This is a genomic window from Sphingopyxis flava (assembly GCF_900168005.1).
In the GTDB taxonomy this organism is placed as follows: domain Bacteria; phylum Pseudomonadota; class Alphaproteobacteria; order Sphingomonadales; family Sphingomonadaceae; genus Sphingopyxis; species Sphingopyxis flava.
Genome location: NZ_FUYP01000009.1, coordinates 84,656 through 105,162 on the forward strand (window position 1 = coordinate 84,656; position 20,507 = coordinate 105,162).

16 protein-coding genes are annotated in these 20,507 nt (G+C 64.8%); 6 read left to right on the top strand and 10 right to left on the bottom strand.

What is annotated here, in order from left to right; genetic code table 11:
• Nucleotides 1-2 precede the first annotated feature (2 nt).
• Together B5X69_RS09110 and B5X69_RS09115 are read left to right on the top strand one after the other, a co-directional pair.
• Nucleotides 3-434: an MAPEG family protein gene (locus B5X69_RS09110; RefSeq protein ID WP_079638394.1), complete on the top strand. Its 432-nt coding sequence runs from the start codon at nt 3-5 to the stop codon at nt 432-434.
• A gap of 10 nt (nt 435-444) precedes the next feature.
• Nucleotides 445-882 (top strand): MAPEG family protein, encoded by a 438-nt coding sequence (locus B5X69_RS09115; protein ID WP_079638395.1) that lies wholly within the window; start codon nt 445-447, stop codon nt 880-882.
• A gap of 33 nt (nt 883-915) precedes the next feature.
• Here B5X69_RS09115 and B5X69_RS09120 read toward each other — a convergent pair whose 3' ends face one another.
• The 8 genes from B5X69_RS09120 to B5X69_RS09155 are packed head-to-tail and all read right to left on the bottom strand — an operon-like array spanning nt 916 to nt 10,721.
• Nucleotides 916-2,115 (bottom strand): class I SAM-dependent RNA methyltransferase, encoded by a 1,200-nt coding sequence (locus B5X69_RS09120; protein ID WP_079638396.1) that lies wholly within the window; start codon nt 2,113-2,115, stop codon nt 916-918.
• Nucleotides 2,112-3,458, bottom strand: a complete 1,347-nt coding sequence (locus B5X69_RS09125) for an NAD(P)H-hydrate epimerase (RefSeq protein WP_079638397.1) — start codon at nt 3,456-3,458, stop codon at nt 2,112-2,114. Before B5X69_RS09125 ends, B5X69_RS09120 begins: the two co-directional genes overlap by 4 nt.
• A 51-nt stretch (nt 3,459-3,509) precedes the next feature.
• Nucleotides 3,510-3,905: a hypothetical protein gene (locus B5X69_RS09130; RefSeq protein WP_139375728.1), complete on the bottom strand. Its 396-nt coding sequence runs from the start codon at nt 3,903-3,905 to the stop codon at nt 3,510-3,512.
• The gene (ilvD, locus tag B5X69_RS09135; protein WP_079638398.1) at nt 3,902-5,764 is read right to left on the bottom strand and encodes a dihydroxy-acid dehydratase; all 1,863 of its coding nucleotides are present in this window, start codon (nt 5,762-5,764) and stop codon (nt 3,902-3,904) included. The genes B5X69_RS09130 and ilvD overlap by 4 nt, the downstream gene beginning before the upstream one ends.
• Before the next feature lie 59 nt (nt 5,765-5,823).
• Complete coding sequence (locus B5X69_RS09140; protein WP_079638460.1) at nt 5,824-6,555, bottom strand: N-formylglutamate amidohydrolase; 732 nt, start codon at nt 6,553-6,555, stop codon at nt 5,824-5,826.
• A complete protein-coding gene (locus tag B5X69_RS09145) occupies nt 6,552-7,400 on the bottom strand; it encodes a 4-(cytidine 5'-diphospho)-2-C-methyl-D-erythritol kinase (protein ID WP_079638399.1) in 849 nt (282 codons plus the stop codon). Before B5X69_RS09145 ends, B5X69_RS09140 begins: the two co-directional genes overlap by 4 nt.
• Nucleotides 7,397-9,025, bottom strand: a complete 1,629-nt coding sequence (locus B5X69_RS09150) for a tetratricopeptide repeat protein (protein WP_176141555.1) — start codon at nt 9,023-9,025, stop codon at nt 7,397-7,399. Before B5X69_RS09150 ends, B5X69_RS09145 begins: the two co-directional genes overlap by 4 nt.
• Before the next feature lie 40 nt (nt 9,026-9,065).
• Nucleotides 9,066-10,721, bottom strand: coding sequence for an electron transfer flavoprotein-ubiquinone oxidoreductase (locus tag B5X69_RS09155; protein ID WP_079638400.1), 1,656 nt, complete (start codon nt 10,719-10,721; stop codon nt 9,066-9,068).
• 119 nt (nt 10,722-10,840) lie between these two features.
• On the opposite strand from B5X69_RS09155, the gene B5X69_RS09160 reads away from it, so the two are divergent.
• The 4 genes from B5X69_RS09160 (at nt 10,841) to B5X69_RS09175 (ending at nt 15,074) form a co-directional block, all read left to right on the top strand.
• On the top strand, nt 10,841-11,629 hold the full coding sequence (locus B5X69_RS09160) for a uracil-DNA glycosylase family protein (RefSeq protein ID WP_079638401.1): 789 nt from the start codon (nt 10,841-10,843) through the stop codon (nt 11,627-11,629).
• Between the two features lie 3 nt (nt 11,630-11,632).
• Nucleotides 11,633-13,402, top strand: coding sequence for a lytic transglycosylase domain-containing protein (locus B5X69_RS09165; RefSeq protein WP_079638402.1), 1,770 nt, complete (start codon nt 11,633-11,635; stop codon nt 13,400-13,402).
• Nucleotides 13,392-13,916, top strand: a complete 525-nt coding sequence (gene moaB, locus B5X69_RS09170; protein ID WP_079638403.1) for a molybdenum cofactor biosynthesis protein B — start codon at nt 13,392-13,394, stop codon at nt 13,914-13,916. Before B5X69_RS09165 ends, moaB begins: the two co-directional genes overlap by 11 nt.
• Before the next feature lie 72 nt (nt 13,917-13,988).
• A complete protein-coding gene (locus B5X69_RS09175) occupies nt 13,989-15,074 on the top strand; it encodes a PA0069 family radical SAM protein (protein ID WP_079638404.1) in 1,086 nt (361 codons plus the stop codon).
• Nucleotides 15,075-15,197: 123 nt separating this feature from the next.
• Here the strand turns inward: B5X69_RS09175 and B5X69_RS09180 are convergent, their stop codons facing one another.
• Together B5X69_RS09180 and dnaE are read right to left on the bottom strand one after the other, a co-directional pair.
• Nucleotides 15,198-16,802: a long-chain fatty acid--CoA ligase gene (locus tag B5X69_RS09180; RefSeq protein WP_079638405.1), complete on the bottom strand. Its 1,605-nt coding sequence runs from the start codon at nt 16,800-16,802 to the stop codon at nt 15,198-15,200.
• Nucleotides 16,803-16,907: 105 nt separating this feature from the next.
• A complete protein-coding gene (dnaE, locus tag B5X69_RS09185) occupies nt 16,908-20,399 on the bottom strand; it encodes a DNA polymerase III subunit alpha (protein ID WP_079638406.1) in 3,492 nt (1,163 codons plus the stop codon).
• Nucleotides 20,400-20,507 lie beyond the last annotated feature (108 nt).

Below are 20,507 nucleotides of genomic sequence, written 5' to 3' on the forward strand. Positions count from 1 at the left end.
TTATGTCGCAAAGCATTCTTGCGCCTGGCGCAGTGCTGGTCCTGTGGACATTGATCATGCTTTTCTGGGTCGCAGCGACCCGCTTTCCGGCAATGGCGAAGGCCGGGATCAACTTGAAAGCGGCGCCGCCAGGCGGCCGAGGCGCCGACCTCGAAAACGTGCTGCCATCCAGCGTCAATTGGAAATCTCACAATTACACGCATTTGCTCGAGCAGCCGACGCTCTTCTATGCGGTCATCGTCTTTTTGCATCTCTCGGGCGGCGACGTCAGCTACACGCGCTGGATCGCCTGGGCCTATGTCGTCTTACGCATCCTTCACAGCTTATGGCAGGTGACGGTTAACCGCGTTCCGGTGCGCTTCACGCTCTTTTCGCTATCCACGCTGTGTCTGCTTGCGCTGGCGGTACTCGCCGTGATCGCAACGCTGGGTTGAGGAGGAGATCATGACCGATACGAACGCGATTCTCGGACCCGTTGCGACGCTCGCGCTCTGGTCGATGGTGATGTGGCTATGGATGTACGCAACGCGCCTTCCCGCCATGAGCCGCGCGAAAATCGATGCCGCGAAGCTGGTGGGCGGCACCGGAAAGAATCTCGACGATGTGTTGCCGCCCGAGGTGCAGTGGAAGGCGCACAATTATAATCATCTGATGGAGCAGCCGACCGTCTTTTACGCTGTTGCCATCGCGCTCGCCATCGCGGGCATGGGCGGCGGGCTCAACGCCCAGATCGCCTGGGCTTATGTGGGCTTGCGCATTCTTCACAGCCTCATTCAGGCAACGGTGAACCGGGTGATGTGGCGCTTCGGCGTCTTCGTGCTTGCCAGCCTCGCCTTATTCGCCTTGTGCCTGCACGCCTTCATAGCCTTCGTGCTGCACTGAATATGGCCGGCGCCCCGAAACGCGGGGCGCCGGTTACTTTGTGAAGCATCCCGCGAGCTCGACATGTGTCGACCAGCGGAACTGGCCCACCGGCTGCACCCAGTCGAGGCGATAGCCGCCTGCGGCGAGCAGCTTTGCATCGCGCGCAAAGCTCGCGGGGTTGCAGCTCACATAGGCAATCGCCGGCACCTTGGATGCAGCAAGCTGCTTGACCTGTTCCTCGGCGCCCGCGCGGGGCGGATCCAGAATGACCGCGCCAAAGCGATCAAGTTCGCCGGGAATGAGCGGTCGGCGGAACAGGTCGCGATGCTCGGCCGTGACGAGCGCCTGCGCGCGGTTCGCGGCGCTGGCGAGCGCCAATATGGCATCGCGCGCGCCTTCGGCCGCGTAGACTTTGCGCCCTTCCTGAACCGACAGGGCAAAGGTTCCCACTCCCGCGAACAGATCCGCCACGGCCGGGACATCGCCGATAGCCTCGCGCACCGCCTCGACCAGCGCGGCCTGCCCGGCAGAGGTCGCCTGCAAAAAGGCAAATGGCGGCACTTCGACCCCAATTTCGCCAAAGTGCACCGTTGGCGGTTCGGGCTGCCAGATTGTCTCAAGACCGTCCCCCTGATCGATCGCGAGACGCGCAAGGCGATTGGCGCTCGCAAAATCCTGAAGCGCCATCGCCGCGTCAAGCCCTTCGGCGCGCACGCCCTCGAGCACCAGCTCGACGCCCTGATCGAGCATCTGCAGCTTGATCTTCAAGAAGCGCCGCTGCGGCGCAATCAAACCCAGCAATTTGCGCACCGGCGCGATCAGCGCGAACAGCGCGGGCATCAGAAGCGGACATTCGCGCATGTCGATAATCTGGTTGCTCTGCGCCGCGTTGAAGCCAACCGCGATCTGCTGTCCCGTCCGCAGGGCAGTCAGCGCCGCGCGGCGACGGCTTTGCGGCGGCGAGAGCAACGCCGCGCGTATCGCGTTGGCGTGCACCTGTTGCGCGGCAAGCGCGCCTGCGACGCGATCGCGCACAAAGTCTGCGAGCGCCCCTTCGGCCACATGCTGGAGCTGACAGCCGCCGCATCGCATGAAATGGCGGCAAACCGGCTCAGCGCGGTTTGGCCCCGGAATAAGGGTCCCGTCGGCCGCCACCCGGTCTCCCGGCGCGCTTCCTGCGACGTGGCGCCCGTCCGCAGTCACGCCGTCGCCCCGCGCGGCGATGCGTTCGATCAAATCTTTATCGGTCATGCCCTTACCAGATCATCGGCTACAAGGCCGGGGCCGATAGCCCGCGCGCGCGAAATATGCCAGCTTACCGCTGCAACCGCAGCGTCGAAGGCCTCGTCGCCGCGCGCGAGCATCGCCGCGCACGCTCCCGCGAGCACATCGCCCGTTCCGGCGGTGGCAAGCCAGGGGCAGCCTGGCCAGGCAGCTGCGATGCGCCCGTCGGGCGCAGCGACAATAGTGTCCGCACCCTTGTAGATGACGACGGCACCGCTCTTGCTCGCAGCAGCCCGCGCCCGATCGATCTTGCTGCCTTCAAGGCCGGGAAAGGCGCGCGCAAATTCGCCCGCGTGCGGCGTCAGGATCGCCGGCGCTCCTCCGAGCCTCGGCAGCGCCGAGACTATTGCAGCGGCATCGAGGACGAGCGCCCTCCCGCTCTTCAAGGCCGCGGCCACGTCGCGATCGAGCGCATCGCTGGCCGGATAGCCCGGTCCTATCACCACGGCGCCAAGACGTTCATCAGCGAGCCGCTCGGCAAAATGATCGCCGTCCTCCGCGATAATGGCCGAAAGAGGCGCGCCAGACGCGCCGCTCAATATTGCATAACCCGCCCCCGCGCGCAGCACCGCCGAGGCGGCAAGTCCCGCCGCTCCCCGCATCGGGCCAGCGCGCACCAGCGCCATACCCCGGCTGAACTTGTGGGCAGCTGCCCCGGGGCTATCGCATTCGTATCGCGGCAGCGTCCGAAGCGACGATTGAGCCTCGATCCCGATTGGCGCAAGCACGACCTTGCCGCAAGTGGCAGCGGCGGGCAGCAATACATGCGCGGGTTTGAGCGCGCCGAGCGCGACCGTCACATCGGCTGAAAGCGCCGGCGCCCAGGGTTGCACGCCGTCTGCCTCGACTCCGCTTGGCACATCGACCGCAAGGACCCGCCGCTTCGCGAGGCCGCGCAGGCGCGCCGCCAGATCTTTTCGGAGAGGCCGCGAAAGTCCGACGCCGAACAGCGCATCGATGACCAAAGGCGCGGGGGCGAGATCGTCACCCAGCACCTCGACGGGCCCTCCCCACGCGCGCCGGGCCGCGCGCGCGAGTTCGCTCGCGGGTTCGGCGAGCGCCGCCACCCGTACATGCACGCCGCGCCGGGCAAGCCAGCGGGCCGCCACATAGCCGTCGCCGCCATTATTGCCAGGTCCGCACAGAACGAGCACGGGATTTCCTGCCGCCATCCGCCACGCAAAGTCCGCAACCGCAGCGCCGGCGCGCTCCATCAGCGTCGCGAGCGAGGTTCCCGACGCAGCGCACGCCGCCTCGGCGGCGCGCATCGCGTCGGCGGTAAGGATGGGAGCGTCGACAGGAGACGGCATGATTAAGCTTACGACATCGCACCGGTCATGGAAATCGCCATTGCGCGCCGGCTATCTTGCCCCGGTCGTATTCGCGGGCAATCGGTAGCGGTCGCGGCCGACCGCGACCTCGATCACTCCCTCTTTGACGATCATGACCTTTGCCGGCTCGGCTCCGTCGGCGGACACGACGCCGCGCCCGTCCTTAGCAATCGCAAGACGCCGGTAGCCGGTATCGGCGCGGCCTACGATCAGGATATTTGTTTGCGCCCCGCTCATTTCCTCAAGCGTACACGTCCGGTCAAAATGCTTCGCGCCTTCGAGCGCGCAGTCGATGCGCCCATTGAGCGCGGCCTCCTCACCCTGCCGCGCCTCGGCACGGGCAAGGGCGCTATTGTCCGGGGCCGCGCCGCAGCCGCCGAGAAGCAGCAGCGGCAACGCCAACAAGCCCGCCTTTCTCGGCTTCATCCTCCGGCTTTCCTCAGCTGCGAAAGGTCCCGCACCGCGCCGCGCGCCGCACTGGTCGTCATCGCAGCATAGGCCTGAAGCGCCACCGAAACCTTGCGCGGACGGGGTTTGGCGGGCTGCCAGGCCGCCTCGCCCTTGGCTTCCATCGCCGCGCGGCGTGCCGCAAGCACCTCATCGGAGATGATGAGGTCGATCGTACGCCCGGGAATGTCGATCTTGATGAGATCTCCATCCTCAACGAGCCCGATGGCTCCGCCTTCGGCGGCTTCGGGGGAAACATGGCCGATCGAGAGGCCCGATGTGCCGCCCGAAAAGCGCCCGTCGGTGATCAAGGCGCAGGCTGCCCCCAATCCCTTCGACTTCAAATAGCTCGTCGGATAGAGCATTTCCTGCATGCCCGGCCCGCCCTTCGGCCCTTCGTAGCGGATGACGACCACGTCACCCGCCTCGACTTGCCCCGTCAGTATCCCGGCGACCGCCGCATCCTGGCTTTCATAGACTTTCGCAGGACCGGTGAACTGGAGGATGGAATCGTCGACGCCCGCAGTCTTCACGATGCAGCCATCGCGCGCAATATTTCCCGAGAGCACTGCAAGTCCGCCGTCCTTGCTGAAGGCATGCTCTGCCGAGCGGATCACGCCCGCTTCGCGGTCGAGATCGAGCGATGGCCAGCGCCGGTCCTGGCTGAACGCGGTCTGCGTCGGCACGCCGCCCGGTGCTGCCATGAAAAATTGCTGCACCGCCGGATCGCTGGTGCGACCAATATCCCATGTGCTCAGCGCATCCCCCAGGGTTGCGCTGTGCACGGTCGGCAGATGCGCGTGGATCAGCCCCGCGCGCTCAAGTTCTCCGAGAATCGCCATGATCCCGCCAGCGCGGTGCACATCCTCCATGTGGACGTCACTCTTCGCCGGCGCGACTTTCGACAGGCACGGCACACGACGCGAAAGCCGGTCGATGTCTTCCATCGTGAAATCAACACCCGCCTCGTGCGCTGCGGCCAGGAGATGGAGCACCGTATTCGTTGATCCCCCCATTGCGATATCGAGACTCATGGCATTTTCGAATGCCTCGAAGCTCGCAATCGTGCGCGGTAGCACGCGCTCATCCCCTTCCTCATAATGGCGGCGGCACATTTCGACAATCATGTGCCCTGCGCGAAGGAACAGCGACTTGCGGTCGGCGTGTGTCGCAAGCGTCGATCCATTTCCGGGCAGCGACAAGCCGAGGGCCTCGGTGAGGCAGTTCATCGAATTGGCGGTGAACATGCCCGAGCAGGAGCCGCAGGTAGGGCATGCCGAGCGCTCGACCGCCGCGACCTCTTCATCGCTGTAATGTTCGTCGGCAGCCGCGACCATTGCATCGACCAGATCGAGAGCAATTTCCTTGCCCTTGAGCACCACCTTACCGGCTTCCATCGGTCCGCCGGAGACGAAAATCGTCGGGATGTTGATGCGCAGCGCTGCCATCAGCATCCCCGGCGTGATCTTGTCGCAGTTGGAAATGCAGATCATCGCATCGGCGCAGTGCGCGTTGACCATATATTCGACGCTATCGGCAATGAGGTCGCGGCTTGGCAAGGAATAGAGCATGCCATCGTGACCCATCGCGATGCCGTCGTCGACCGCGATCGTGTTGAATTCCTTGGCGACGCCGCCGGCTGCCTCGATCTCGCGCGCCACCATCTGACCGAGGTCTTTGAGGTGGACGTGCCCGGGAACAAACTGCGTAAAGCTATTGACCACGGCAATGATCGGCTTGCCAAAGTCGCTGTCCGTCATCCCCGTTGCGCGCCACAAACCGCGTGCGCCGGCCATGTTGCGGCCGTGGGTCGTAGTTCGCGAACGATAAGAAGGCATTTGAAGAATTCCTGATAATTTTATTTCATAGAAGAGAGGTTGGAAGGGCCTCTACACGCCTATGCCGGCAGTTTCAACGCCGCTTTCCGCAGCGTGCGGGTCAGCAGATCAGCAAAGCGCGCCTGCCCCGCTGCGTCCCCGACCAGATCCTGACGCATTTCGATCCCTACATAGGGAATCGCATTTGCTTCGGCGTGGCGGTTCATCGTCGCATTGAGCAGCCTGCCCGAATAGGGCTGCTGGTCTCCGACAAGCAGCCCCTCGCTCGCAAGCGCCGCGATCACGGGCCCTGCAAGCCGGTCATCGGCATTATAGAGGACACCAGCGTCCCAGGGCCGGCTTTGCTCGGGATCGCTCGCAAGTTCCGGCGTGAAGCTGTGCAGCGATAATATCATCGCGGGCCGCGCTGCTGCGATCACCTTCGCGATGTGGGCATGATAGGGCCTGAATATGCGCGCAAGCCGCGCCTCGCGGGCCGCAGGCGTGAGCGCATTGCCCGGAATGGCATGGCCGTCGCTCACGATCGGGATAGTCCCCGGCGCGTCCTCATCGCGATTGCAGTCGACAACGAGCCGGGACACCCCGCCCAGGATAGCGGCATCGATCGCCCCCTTTTCGACAAGCAGCGCCGCCACCTCGGCAACGCCTATATCGATCGCGATGTGCGTTTCAAGAAGGGCGGGATCAATGCCAAGATCGATGTCGAGCGGGACATGGTTTGACGCGTGATCGCCGATCAGCAAGACCCCGCCCGCGCGCGGCGTTCCAAGATCGCACCAGGCCTCGCTCATCGCAGCGCCCCTGCCATCTGCCACCATTGGGGCCTGCGCTCCTTCAGATAGCGAGCGGCTGCATCGCGTTCGGCGGGCGCGTCGAACAGCGCGAAACAGGTTGCACCCGAGCCCGACATGCGCGCGAGCCACGGCTTCAGTCCGCCAAGCTCGGTCAATATTTCGGCGACCGCGGGACATTGTGCGATCGCCGGGCGCTGAAGGTCGTTGCGCGCGGCGAACAGCTGCGCGCGAAGGTCTGCGCCGGTGAAGAGCGGTCCACGGTCGGTTCCGTCCCAGGCCGCGAACACCGGCCCGGTGGCCACAGCTTGCCGCGGGTTCACCAAAAGCACCGGCGTTCCGGCAAGCGCAATTTCCGGCGCTGGGACGAGTTCAGACCCGGTCCCGATGCCCAGACAAGTTTCGCTGGCAATGCAAGCAGCGACATCTGCGCCGAGGGGCGCCACCAGTCGCGCGAGCGCCGCATTGCCAAGTTCGGGGAGGAAATGCCGCCGCACGAGCCGCGCCATGGCGGCCGCATCCGCCGACCCGCCACCGATCCCCGCCGCGACAGGCAATGTCTTGGTCAGCCGCACCGCAAGCGGCGGGACGCGCGCTGCTCCATAGCGCCCGCGCAGCAAGGCGACCGCGCGGAGGACCAGATTGTCAGTGCCCGTGCTTAGCCCGGCTGCGAACTCGCCCGCAATCGACAGCGTATCGGCGCTGGAAATGCCCGCCTCCAGCGTGTCGCCCCCGTCAACGAAGGCAAACAGCGTCTCGATGTCATGATAATTGTCGGGGCGCCTCGCCCGCACATGCAGCGCGAGATTGATCTTCGCCCAGCCCGCTTCGGTGAGGCGCGTCATGGTGCAACGGTTGCGGGCGTGAGCCCGTCGCGAAGCTTTGCGGCGATCCGTGTCGCCATGTCCGCCTCCGCGGTCAGCGAAGCGGCTCGCCAGACATAGCGCGCCGAAAAGCGGCGCCCTGCTTGCCAATAGGCGTCGCCGAGATGCTCGACGATGACGGCATTTTCAGGATCACCGCGCTGCGCCTTTTCAAGCAGCGGCACGGCATCCTCGATCCGTCCTGTCAGAAAATAGGCCCAGCCGAGCGAGTCGGTGATGCTCGGGTCCTGCGGCTCCTTCTGCCATGCCGCTTCGATCCGTCGCAGCGACCGCTCGACATTCTTGCGCCGTTCGAGCGCCGAATATCCTGCAAAGTTCAGCACGGTCGCATCGTCGGGCCGCAGAGCGACGGCCTGCTCGATCAGGGTCTCGGCTCCATCCCAGTCGTCGGCTTTCAGCAGCAAGTCAGCGCGCGAGATCAGGAGGAGGGCGCGAAGCGCGATATCCTCCTCTCGCTCGCCAAGTCCCGCTTCCAGTCGCGAGTAGGCGCGCAGCGCCGCATCGCTGTCGCCCGATCGGCGCGCGAGGTCGGCGAGGCGAAGGAGGAGGCTGCGCGGTTGGCCGTCCCCCTTCACCGCGGCTTCGGCCGCCGCCAGCGCGCGCGTCACCTCGCCGCCGTCGGCGAGCAACTCGGCGCGGCGCAATCCGAGCACCGGGGGTAGCGGCTCGCGCCCTCCGGACAGCAGGGCCAACGCGCTCTCCCGCTGGCCATTCCGCTCGAGCGCCTCGACCAAAGCGGTTCGAACCTGCTGATCCTCCGCGTTCAGCCAATGGGCCGCGCGCGCAAAGAGCAGCGGGACCGCGGGCCTGCTATGCGGCGTGCGCGACAGACCATCGGCAAGCAGTCCCAACCAGTGGGCGACCCCTGCGGGGGGCGATGAAACCGGCTGATCGGGCAGCAGCAAGAGTGGGTCGTCACGCTCTCCCGCGGCGAGTGCGATGCGCCCCCGAAGTTGCTTGGCGGCGGCTGTCTCGCTCGCCCGATCGAGCGAGGCTGCGACGCGCAGCGCGACGAGCTGACTTGAGCGGTCGCTGAGCATGATCGTGTCGACCTGTGCGACGGCATCGGCAGGTCGCCCCGCTGCCAGCTCAACGAGCGCCGCCTCGAGCAGGAGCGCGGGTTCGGGGCGCGCGGCGGGGCTCGCGGCGATCAGATGGCGCTCGGGATTGGGCGCGCGCGCGCCCACGTCGATCCAGGCATTGATCGCGGGGGTAATGAGCCTTGCCACAGCATCGACCCCAGCCTTGTCGGGGCGTCCCGCCAAAAGGGCGCGCGCGCCCTTCCAGTCCGATCGGCGAAGCGCGTCGACAAGCAGTACGAGCTGCGCATCGAACCGGCGCTCGCCGCTTTTCCAAAGCGCTCGAGCCGCGCCGCGGGCGGCGACGAAATCACCGGCCTGGATCGCTTGCTCGAGGATCTGTCCCCGCACGCCGGGAAGATCGGGGGCAAGGCTCGCCACTGTTTTCAGCTCCGACAGCGCGGCGGCAGGTTCGCCCGCCTCCTGGGCGAGCCGTGCGCGAACGAACGCGTTCAGGGCCCCGCCACCACGATCGGCCTCCGCATGGGCAGGGGTCGCAGCAAGCATGGCCGCAACAGTGGTCAGGATCGCAACGGAGCGAGCAGCCTTACATATTGGGGTAATTGGGGCCTCCGCCGCCTTCAGGAGTGACCCAGTTGATGTTCTGGGTGGGATCCTTGATGTCGCACGTCTTGCAATGGACGCAGTTCTGCGCGTTGATCACGAACTTCGGGTCGCCCTCTTCGGCGCCGACGATCTCGTAAACGCCAGCCGGGCAATAGCGCTGCGCGGGCTCATCGTAGAGCGGCAGGTTATACTCGACCGGGATCGACGGGTCTTTCAGCTGCAAGTGAACCGGCTGGTCCTCCTCGTGATTGGTGTTCGAAAGAAATACCGAGGACAATCGGTCGAACGTCAACACGCCGTCAGCTTTGGGATAGTCGGGTTTGGACATCATGTCGGCCCGGTAAAGCGTCGTATTGTCGGGGTGATGTTTCATCGTGAAGGGCATGCGAATGCCGAAGCTTTCGAGCCACATGGTGATGCCCGAAAGAAGGGTTCCTGCCAGATCGCCATATTTTTCCACAAGCGGCAGGACGTTGCGGACGATGCCAAGCTCCTTCTTGACCCAGCTTTCGTCATAGGCCGCCTGATAGGCATCGAGCGTGTCGCCGGCGCGGCCGGCAGTGACCGCGGCGAAAGCCGCCTCGGCTGCCATCATCCCCGATTTCATCGAGGTGTGCGTCCCCTTGATGCGCGGTACGTTCAGAAAGCCCGCGCTGTCGCCAATGAGTGCGCCGCCCGGAAACGCGAGCTTCGGTACCGACTGATAGCCGCCGTCGCTGATCGCACGCGCGCCATAGGATACGCGCTTGCCGCCCTTCAATATCTTCGCGATCTCGGGATGCGTCTTCCACTTCTGCATTTCCTGAAAAGGCGAAGTGTGCGGGTTGCGATAGTTGAGCCATGTGACAAATCCCAATGCGACTTGTCCATTGGCCTGGTGATAGAGGAAGCCGCCGCCATTGCTGTTGGAATCGAGCGGCCAGCCTTGCGTATGGATCACCCGGCCCGGCGCGTGGTTCGCAGGGTCAATGTCCCACAGCTCCTTGACGCCGAGGCCGTACACCTGCGGCTCGCAATCGGCGTCGAGGGCAAATTGCGGCTTCAGGATCTTGGTAAGATGCCCGCGCACGCCTTCGGCAAAGAAGGTGTATTTGGCATGGAGCTCAAGTCCGGGCGCATAATCGGGCTTGTGGCTGCCATCGCGCGCGACGCCCATGTCGCCCGTCGCGACGCCCTTCACCGACCCATCCTCGTTGTAGAGGATTTCGGCAGCCGGGAATCCCGGGAAGATTTCGACCCCCAGTCCCTCGGCCTGCTCGGCAAGCCAGCGGCACAGATTGCCGAGACTGCCGGTGTAAGTCCCCTTGTTGTGCATGAAAGCGGGCGAGATGAACTCGGGCAGAGCGAATTTCTTTTTCTTCGTCAGCACCCAATGCTGGTTGTCGTTGACCGGCACCTCGGCGAGCGGGCAGCCCATGTCCCGCCAGTCGGGAATCAATTCGTCGAGCGACCGGGGGTCGATGACGGCTCCTGAAAGGATGTGCGCGCCGACCTCGGATCCCTTTTCAAGGATGCAGACCGAAAGGTCGCTGCCTGCCTCATTCGCCAATTGCTTGAGGCGGATCGCCGCTGAAAGTCCCGCCGGACCTGCGCCGACGATGACCACGTCATAGGGCATCGATTCCCGTTCGCTCACCGATAATACCTTTCTGCAGTCCCCGCGCCGATCATTCATCGCGTTCGGCGCTCATCTTGTCACGAATTGCGATGCCCGCCAATTGACGCGTCCGTCAACTGCCTGTTTGAAACAAATTCATGGGTGGGCAAAAATCGGCCTTGCTGGCAGAAAGCATCTGCGACTGGTGGTCGCATGCGGGGGTAGACGCGCTCGTCGGCGAAAGGCCCGCAGGCTGGCTCCTTGCGCCGGCCGCAAATGACCCGGGGTCCAAGGCCCGCCCGCTTGCCCCTGTCGAAACCGAACCGCCACCCCTGCCCGCAGCCCTCCAGCGCCCGGCTGTCGAGGAGGCCGTCCCCCAAAAGAAGGGGCCGGTAAGCTTCCCCGACGACTGGAGCGGTTTTCAGTCATTTCTCGCAGAGCATCCCGACGTTCCGGGGAGCCAGTGGGACAATCGCCGTGTGCTACCGGTGGGCGCGCAGCGCGCCCCCTTGATGCTGCTCACCGCCTGGCCCGAGATCGACGACCAGCGCGAAGGCGCCTTGTTCAGCGGCGCGCCGGGCAAGCTTCTCGACGCTGCGCTGAAGGCGATCGGGACGGTGCGCACCGACTGCTACTTCGCCAGCCTCGCCGTCACACGCCCGCCGGGGGGGCGCTGCGATGCGCGTGATCGCGCCGAACTAGAAAGGCTGCTCGCCCATCATCTGGCGCTCGCCGATCCTGGAAAGCTGCTGCTGATCGGCGGTGACATTGTGCAAATGGCGGCAGGTCTTGCCCTTCCCGATGCCCGCGGAAGGTTACTCGATATTAACCATTCAGGCGGCAGGATAACGGCGGCAGCGATCGCGCATCCTGCGATGCTGCTCGCCCGTCCGGCCCACAAGGCGGCCGCCTGGGATAGCCTCAAACTGTTCAACCGGGGACGTTGACAGATGAAAACCTCGATTGCGGCATTGACCGCTCCGCTCCTTCTTTCCGCCGCGGCGACCACCTCGCCGGCGATGGCGACCGACGCCGGCGATCGCGCCTTGTACAGCGCGCCGCAGACGGTGCCGGGGATTCTTTCCTCGAAGCAAAGACAATTCTATTCGCAGGTTCTTGCAGCGATCCGCGGCGAGCGCTGGGCCGATGCGAAATCCATGCTCGCCGAGGCGAAGGACGGACCGCTCGACGATTTCCTCCGCGCCGAGTTCTGGCTGGCCGCCAATAGCCCGCGCGCTGAAGTCGCCGATCTCATGCCGATTCTCTCGCGCTCGCCCTGGCTTCCCCAAGCAGCCCAGCTGGGGCGTCTTGCCACGCGGCGCGGCGCGAGCGACCTGCCGGCCCTTCCTCCCGAGACGGCTCTTTCCTGGGCGGGTAGCGCGCCGCGACGTCGCGGCGCCGACACGGTCAGTGACCCCTTTGCAGCGGGCCTTGCGACGAGCATACCCGAGCGGATCAAGAATGACGACCCCGCGGGCGCCGAGGCGCTGCTCAATGCAGTGCTCGATAAGCTCAGCCCCGAGGCCCGCGACGAGTGGCGTCAGAAGGTCGCATGGTCTTACTATATCGAGAATGACGACGCGAATGCGCTGCGCCTGGCGGCGGACTGCACCAGCGGGACGAGCGCCTGGGCGACGCAGGGTGCCTGGGTGCGCGGCCTCGCCTCCTGGCGCATGCGCGACTATCCCACGGCGCTCGCGGCTTTCGACCGCGTTGCCAGGGAAGCGCCCGACAGCGAATTGCGAGCCGCAGGCTATTATTGGTCAGCGCGCGCCGCCATCGCCTCGGCCCGGCCCGATCTCGTCCAGTCGCGCCTGCGCGCGGCGGCTGCGAACCCCGAAACTTTCTACGGCCTGCTGGCGCGCGAAACGCTGGGCCAGGAAGCGGCCAGTCAGCGCGAGAGTCTGCGCGCTGATCGCAGCGCGTGGCGCGCGCTCGAAAAGCAGCCGAATGTCCGCGCTGCGATCGCGCTCGTGGAAATTGGCGAGGACAATTATGCAGGCGAAGCGCTCCGCCGCCAGGCGCGAATCGGCGATCCGCGCCAGCATGAACAGCTGATCAGCATGGCCGAGGCATTGAGCCTTCCCGAGACTCAGCTCTGGCTTGCGCACAACACGCCGCAAGGCCGCAAGCTCGCCGCCTCAACGCGCTATCCGCAGCCAAGGTGGGAGCCCAATGGCGGTTGGAAAGTCGACCCGGCGCTGGTCTTCGCGCACACGCTTCAGGAATCGCGTTTCCGCCGCGCCGCGGTCAGCCCCGCGGGCGCCTATGGGCTGATGCAGGTGCGTCCTGGAACCGCGGGCGATGTCGCTCGCTGGGACGGCGACAAGATCAAGGCGGCACTTGAGGATCTCAAGACCCCGTCGGTGAACATGGATCTGGGCCAGCGATATCTTCAGTATCTGAGCCGCGACGCGTCGACCGGCGGGCTCCTGCCCAAGGTCATCGCCGCCTATAACGCCGGCCCGGCACCCGTCGCCCGCTGGCAGACCGAAATTCGCGATCAGGGAGATCCGCTGCTATACATGGAATCGATCCCCTATTGGGAAACTCGGGGCTATGTCGGCACGGTGCTGCGCAATTACTGGATGTACGAAGCGCAGCAAGGCAAGCCGTCGGTCAGCCGCGCCGCGCTCGCACAGGGCAAATGGCCGCGCTTTCCGGACAGCAAGGATCGCATCCGCCTGACCTGGGCTGGCGGCCTTGGCAATGCCGATTGATCCGGCCCTCCCCTTCAAGCCGGTGCGCATCGCAGTCCTGACGGTTTCAGACAGCCGCAGCGCGGCCGAGGACCGATCGGGCGATAGGCTCGAGCAATTGCTGACCGAGGCGGGCCACATTCTCGCCGGGCGCGCGATCATCCCCGATGAGGCCGACCTGATCGTGTCGCGCCTTCACAACTGGATCGACGATCCCGAGGTCGATGCCGTGATCACGACCGGCGGCACCGGGCTCACCGGACGCGACGTGACCCCCGAGGCGCTGCACCGCCTCGACGGAAAGGATATCCCCGGCTTTGGCGAACTCTTCCGCTGGCTGAGTTATCAGACGATCGGAACCTCGACGATCCAGTCGCGTGCCTGCGCTGTTGTTGCGCGCGGCACCTATATCTTTGCGCTCCCCGGCTCGACGGGCGCGGTGACAGATGCCTGGGAGGGAATCTTGTCGGCGCAGCTCGATAGCCGGCACCGGCCCTGCAATTTCGTCGAGCTCATGCCCCGGCTGATGGAGTGATCGCAGACCCCGGCAGGTGACGGGGCGAAGTTTGTTCTTTCTTTGTTCTATTAATTGCGATAGTCTTGGGGGGTGCCTGCCAAGCCCCTTCCTCTCCTCGCCGGCCGCGGCGCGCCCGAAAACCCTCCCCCAGTTCGCACAGGCTCGCTCGCTCGCGAGGCCGACGGCGACTGGCTCGACGCGGCGGCCAATATCGACGGCGCACCGCCCCGATTGCGCACCACCGTAACGATCGAGCATCCAAAGACCATCATCGCGCGCAACACGTCTCCCGACATCGGCTTCGACCGCTCGATCAACCCCTATCGCGGCTGCGAGCATGGCTGCATCTATTGCTTTGCGCGTCCGACGCACGCCTTCCACGACCTTTCTCCCGGGCTCGACTTCGAAAGCAGGCTGTTCGCCAAGCCGGACGCGGCCAAGCTGCTGCGGCGCGAGCTGGCGAGCCGCAATTACAAGGTCGCACCGCTTGCCATCGGGACCAACACCGACGGTTATCAGCCGATCGAACGCGATTGGGGCATTACCCGGTCGGTGATCGAGGTGCTCGCCGAGGCAAGGCATCCGCTGCTCATCACCACCAAGTCCGATCGGCTCCTGCGCGACATCGATCTGCTGGCGCAGATGGCGAAGGACGAGCTGGTCGGGGTCGCGATTTCGGTGACCACGCTTGACGCGGCACTCGCCCGCACCCTTGAGCCCCGCGCGCCGCATCCGCAGCGCCGCCTCGCGGCGATCCGCGCGCTCGTCGACGCGGGCATCCCGACGCAGGTCAATATCTCGCCGATCATCCCCGCGATTACCGACCATGAGATCGAAGCTATCATGGCCGCCGCCGCCGGCGCGGGGGCGATCCGGGCTTCCTATATATTGATGCGCCTTCCCTTCGAGGTCGCCCCTCTGTTCAGGGCATGGCTGGCAGCGCATTACCCCGATCGCGCCGACAAAGTGATGCATATGGTTCAGGACATTCGCGGCGGCCGCGACAATGATCCCAATTTCTTCAGCCGCATGAAAGGTCGCGGCATCTGGCCGCAGCTGATCCGCCAGCGAGTAAAGCGCGCAGCGCGCGCCCATGGTATGGACCGGAGCTTTCCCGCGATCCGCACCGACCTCTTCCGCCCGCCCGAACGCGGAGGGCAGATGGAATTATTCTGACCTGTCCAGGCGAGGGGCATCCCCGGGGAAAAGGACGCGATCCATTGCGCGTCGGGCCTGCCCGTGCCCAGCGTCTCGCCTTGGCGTCGCGGTGTCCGCCGGGTGCGAGAAGCGCGCGTGGACTCAGGTCTCTGCAAGCGATTTCAGCTTGAAATCCTTGTAATCATCGCGAAGCTGGCGCTTCAGTATCTTTCCCGTCGCGGTGTGCGGCAAGGCGTCGACGAAGAGGATTTCGTCGGGCAGCCACCATTTGGCGACCTTGTCTTTGAGATAATCGATGATGGCGGACGCGCTCACCTCGGCGCCGGGCTTGGGTACGATGAGCAGGATCGGGCGCTCATCCCATTTCGGATGGTAGACGCCGACCGCTGCCGCTTCCTGCACACCTGGCGCGCCGACCGCGGCGTTCTCCAGTTCGATCGAACTGATCCATTCGCCTCCCGATTTGATCACGTCCTTTGCTCGGTCGGTGATCTGCATGACGCCGTCGGGATGAATGACAGCGACATCACCGGTGTCGAACCACCCATCGGCATCGGCGGCATCAGCCTCACCCTTGAAATAGCGCTGGATGATCCACGGCCCGCGAATCTGAAGCCGCCCGCTGGTCTTCCCGTCGCGCGGCAGGACATGGTCCTCATCGTCGACGATGCGCAGTTCGACCCCGAACGGCGGACAGCCCTGGCGGCATATGACATCGACCTGCTCGTCAAAGCTGAGGTCATCCCAGTTCCATGGGCGCCGGCCCATCGTGCCGATCGGGCTCGTCTCGGTCATTCCCCAAGCGTGTCCGACATAGACCCCCGCTTTCATGAAGCGCTCGATCATCGCGCGCGGCGCCGCCGATCCGCCGATAATGACATGCTCAAGAGCGCCAAAATCGATCCCAGTCGCGTCCATATGCGCGAACATGGCAAGCCATACAGTTGGCACCCCCGCACTGTGAGTGACACCCTCGGCATGCATCAGTTCGCAAAGAAGCTGGGCATCGTTGGTCGCCGAAAATACCATTTTCGCCCCGACGGTCGCTGCAGCATAGGGTATGCCCCAGCTATTGGCGTGGAACATCGGCACGATCGGCAGCACCACGCTGCGGTTTGACAGGTTGAACGCGTCGGGCTGAATCTCGGTTACGGCGTGAATGACGTTCGAGCGGTGCTCGTAGAGCACGCCCTTGGGATTGCCTGTCGTTCCGCTGGTGTAGCAAAGACCAACCGGATCGCGCTCCTCAAGGTCGACCCAGGCGAAACCTGCATCGCCCTCGGCGATCAGATCGCGGTACGAAAGATAGCCCTCCTGCGCGGGCGCGTCGAACAGGACGAAATGCTCAATTTTTTCGAGCAACGGACGCAGCCGCTCGACGATCGGCAAGAAGACGGCGTCGAGGAACAGCATTCGGTCCTCGGCATGGTTGATGATGTAGACGAGCTGCTCGTCGAACAGGCGCGGGTTCACCGTGTGCAGCACCCCGCCCATTCCTGCCGTCCCGTACCAGCTGACGAGATGGTGGCCATGGTTCATCGCGAGCGTTGCAATGCGGTCCCCCTTCGTCATGCCGAGCCTCGTCAATGCCGACGCGAAGCGGCGCGCATCGGTCCCCGCCTCGCCCCAGCTCGAGCGCGTGATGCTGCCGTCGGCCCAGCGCGAAACAATCTCACGGCCCGCGTGTTCGCGCGCGGCATGATCGATCAGGCTGGTGACGAGAAGCGGCTGGCCTTGCATTCCCATATCGGCATCCTCTCATTGCTATGATTTATGGGATAATCGCGATTGCGCGCTGTGCAAGCGTCAAGCGGGCGCCAAGGAGGGATTAGGCGCGGCGGGTCTGCAGACTCAGCCCCGCGCCCGAAAATCGCGGGGAGTATATAGCGACAGCGAAGGTTCAGCGATCCCGGCCACGAGTTCGAGCCGCGCCACCACGTCGGGGCCGAGAACAAAGTTCCGGCCCAGATTGATCCGCACCGGATCGCCGGTGAGCGAATCCTCGGTCGTAATGACGATGCGCCCGCGCGCGTCATCGCGGCGTTCGCATATCCGCACCATGTCGTCGATGGCGCTCGCTTGTTCGACGCGGCAGGTCAGCTGCAGCGCTGCCGTTGCCGCCATGTCCGCGAGCGATTGCGCCCCGCGCACCGTGACCCGGGGGGTCTCCTCGCCTTCAAGCAAATCAAGTTCGACCGACAGAAGCGCGCAGCCCCCCTCCGCGGCCAGGGCTTCCAGAACCTTGCCTGCCTGCTCGTCGAAGCAGCTCGACTGGAACTGCCCGCTCCGGTCCGAAAGGGTTAGGTTGAGGAAGCGATTGCCGCGCTGCGAGACGCGCGGACGCGCGCTTTCGACCATCGCAGCCATCGTCATCGGAATTCGGGTGCCGGGCGTCATTTCGACCGTCTCGCAGATGTCGCCGTAGGTGCGCGCGCCGCGCGCCGCTATGATCGCTTCATATTGCTCGACCGGGTGCGCGGAGAAATAGAAGCCAAAAGCATCCTTTTCCCTGCTCATCCGCTCCGCAAGCGTCCAGGGCTCGGCGGCGGGAAGCTGGAGGACGGGCGCGAGATCGATATCGCCGCCAAAGAGCCCGCCCTGCCCGGTCGAGCGTTCATGCGCCGACGCATTGGCGCAGGCGAGCAGCGCCTCCGCGCCCGCGAAGACGCGCGGGCGCTCGGGCTCGAGACTGTCGAACGCGCCCGCGCCTGCCAGCGCCTCGATCTGCCGGCGGTTGAGCAATTTGGGATCGATGCGGCTGGCAAGATCGTCGAGGCTCGCAAAATCGCCGCGCGCGCGTCGCTCAGCAACCAGCTCCTCCATCGCGCGCTCGCCGACGCCCTTGAGCGCGCCGAGCGCGTAGCGCACTACGAGCCCCTCGTCGGTGCGGCCGACCGAGAAATCCGCCTCGCTCTCGTTCACCGAGGGAGGCGCAGCCGCGATGCCGAGCCGCCGCATGTCGTCGATGAAGACCGACAATTTGTCGGTCTGGTGGCTGTCGAACGACATCGAAGCGGCGAAAAACTCATGCGGATGATGGGCCTTGAGCCACGCGGTCTGATAGGCAAGAAGCGCATAGGCGGCGGCGTGGCTCTTGTTGAAGCCATAGCCAGCGAACTTGTCAATCAAGTCGAACAGCTCGTTCGCCTTTTTTGCATCGATTCCATTATGTTCAGCGCAGCCCTTCACAAAGGTTTCACGCTGGGCGTCCATCTCGGCCTGGATCTTCTTGCCCATCGCGCGGCGCAAGAGGTCGGCGCCGCCCAGGCTGTAGCCCGCAAGGATCTGCGCGGCCTGCATCACCTGCTCCTGATAGACGAAGATGCCGTAGGTTTCCTCGAGGATGTCTTTCAGCAGCGGATGCGGGTAGGCGATCGCCTCGCGCCCGTTCTTGCGGGCGCCGAAAAGAGGGATATTGTCCATCGGCCCTGGACGATAGAGGGCAACGAGCGCGATAATGTCTCCGAAATTCGTCGGCTTCACCGCCGACAGGGTGCGCCGCATTCCTTCGGATTCAAGCTGGAACACTCCGACGGTATCGCCGCGCTGGAGAAGTTCGTAGACTGCAGGATCGTCCCAGCCAAGCTGACCCAGATCAACGTCAATCCCTCTGAGCGCAAGGAGGCGCCCCGCCTCCTTGAGCACAGACAGCGTCTTGAGCCCCAGAAAGTCGAACTTAACAAGCCCTGCGCTCTCGACATATTTCATGTCGAATTGCGTCACCGGCATATCCGAGCGCGGGTCACGATAGAGCGGCACGAGCTGGTCGAGCGGCCGGTCGCCGATGACCACACCCGCTGCGTGGGTCGAGCTGTGGCGCGGCAGGCCCTCGAGTTGCCGCGCCATATCGAACAGGCGGCGAACCCCATCGTCCTGCTTATATTCGGTCATGAGTTCGGACACGCCGTTCAGCGCGCGTTCGAGCGTCCAGGGATCGGTCGGGTGGTTCGGTACCAGCTTCGCCAGCCGGTCGACCTGGCCATAACTCATCTGGAGCACGCGGCCGGTGTCCTTGAGAACAGCGCGTGCCTTCAGCTTACCGAAGGTAATGATCTGCGCGACCGTGTCGCGGCCATATTTTTCCTGCACATAGCGGATGACCTCGCCGCGCCGCGTTTCGCAAAAGTCGATATCGAAGTCGGGCATCGACACGCGTTCAGGGTTCAAGAAGCGCTCGAACAGAAGGCCCAGTTTCAGCGGATCAAGATCGGTGATGGTGAGTGCCCAGGCGACCACCGATCCCGCGCCCGAACCGCGCCCCGGCCCGACGGGAATATCATGCGACTTGGCCCATTTGATGAAGTCCGCCACGATCAAGAAATAGCCCGGAAACCCCATCTGCGTGATGACGCCGATCTCATATTCAAGCCTGTCGACATAGGCCTGCCTCTCCGCATCGCTCAGATCGGGATAGAGCGCGAGGCGCAGCTCAAGGCCCGCATGGGCATCGGCCTTGAGCTGCGCCGCCTCGCCCTCGCGGTCGCCGGCCAGGCTGGGGAGGATCGGGGCGCGCTTTGGCGCCATGAAGGCGCAGCGCTGCGCGACGACGAGCGTGTTGCGTATCGCCTCGGGCAGATCCGAAAACGCATCTTCCATCGCCTCGGCGGGCTTCAGCCAGGCCTCGGCGCTCGACACGCGTCGATCCTCGCTTTCGACATAGGCCGATTGGGCAATGCAGAGCATCGCATCGTGCGCGGGATGGAATTGCGGCTCGACAAAATTGGCGGGATTGGTTGCGACCAAAGGCAATGCGCGTCGATAGGCCATCTCGATGAGCGCCGTCTCGGCGGCCGCCTCGACCGGATCACCGCGCCGCGACAGCTCGATATAGAGCCGGTCGCCAAACAGCGCCTCGAGCTGCTCGACATAATCCTCCGCCGCCGCCTTCTGATCATCTGCAAGCAGGCGCGCCAACGCCCCCTCGCCGCCGCCGGTCAGGCAGATGAGCCCATCCGTGCGCCCGGCAAGCGCTGAAAGCGCAACATGCGGATCCTGCTCGACCGGTCGATCAAGGTGCGCGGCCGAAACGAGGGCGCAAAGATTGTCATAGCCATTCGCGTCCTGTGCATAGAGCGCCGCCCAGTCGATGAGCGGCGCCCCATTCGCAGTGCGCTGGCCTGGCCGCGCGATGCTCAAAAGAGCGCCGATGATCGGCTGCACGCCCGCCGCCTGGCATGCATCGCCGAACGCCATGACAGCATAAAGCCCGTTGCGATCGGCCACTGCAATCGCGGGAAAACCGCGCTCACGCGCGGCTTTGGCAAGCGACTTTGGCTCGATCGCTCCCTCCAGCATGGTGAAACTGGAAAAGACGCGCAAGGGAACGAAGGGGCTGTAGGCCATGCGGGCGACGCTAGGCGGACGGGGCGATTCGGAAAAGGCCCATCTGCCCGCGAAGCACGTGTTAAGGGCCATCATGGGGGAGGCTGATGCGCTTTTGCGCTGCCCCCC

Coding starts and splice junctions, on each gene's coding strand:
- B5X69_RS09110 (WP_079638394.1), top strand. CDS start 3: ATGTCGCAAAGCATTCTTGCGCCTGGCGCAGTGCTGGTCCTGTGGACA.
- B5X69_RS09115 (WP_079638395.1), top strand. CDS start 445: ATGACCGATACGAACGCGATTCTCGGACCCGTTGCGACGCTCGCGCTC.
- B5X69_RS09120 (WP_079638396.1), bottom strand. CDS start 2,115: ATGACCGATAAAGATTTGATCGAACGCATCGCCGCGCGGGGCGACGGC.
- B5X69_RS09125 (WP_079638397.1), bottom strand. CDS start 3,458: ATGCCGTCTCCTGTCGACGCTCCCATCCTTACCGCCGACGCGATGCGC.
- B5X69_RS09130 (WP_139375728.1), bottom strand. CDS start 3,905: ATGAAGCCGAGAAAGGCGGGCTTGTTGGCGTTGCCGCTGCTGCTTCTC.
- ilvD (WP_079638398.1), bottom strand. CDS start 5,764: ATGCCTTCTTATCGTTCGCGAACTACGACCCACGGCCGCAACATGGCC.
- B5X69_RS09140 (WP_079638460.1), bottom strand. CDS start 6,555: ATGAGCGAGGCCTGGTGCGATCTTGGAACGCCGCGCGCGGGCGGGGTC.
- B5X69_RS09145 (WP_079638399.1), bottom strand. CDS start 7,400: ATGACGCGCCTCACCGAAGCGGGCTGGGCGAAGATCAATCTCGCGCTG.
- B5X69_RS09150 (WP_176141555.1), bottom strand. CDS start 9,025: ATGCTTGCTGCGACCCCTGCCCATGCGGAGGCCGATCGTGGTGGCGGG.
- B5X69_RS09160 (WP_079638401.1), top strand. CDS start 10,841: ATGGGTGGGCAAAAATCGGCCTTGCTGGCAGAAAGCATCTGCGACTGG.
- B5X69_RS09165 (WP_079638402.1), top strand. CDS start 11,633: ATGAAAACCTCGATTGCGGCATTGACCGCTCCGCTCCTTCTTTCCGCC.
- moaB (WP_079638403.1), top strand. CDS start 13,392: ATGCCGATTGATCCGGCCCTCCCCTTCAAGCCGGTGCGCATCGCAGTC.
- B5X69_RS09180 (WP_079638405.1), bottom strand. CDS start 16,802: ATGGGAATGCAAGGCCAGCCGCTTCTCGTCACCAGCCTGATCGATCAT.
- dnaE (WP_079638406.1), bottom strand. CDS start 20,399: ATGGCCTACAGCCCCTTCGTTCCCTTGCGCGTCTTTTCCAGTTTCACC.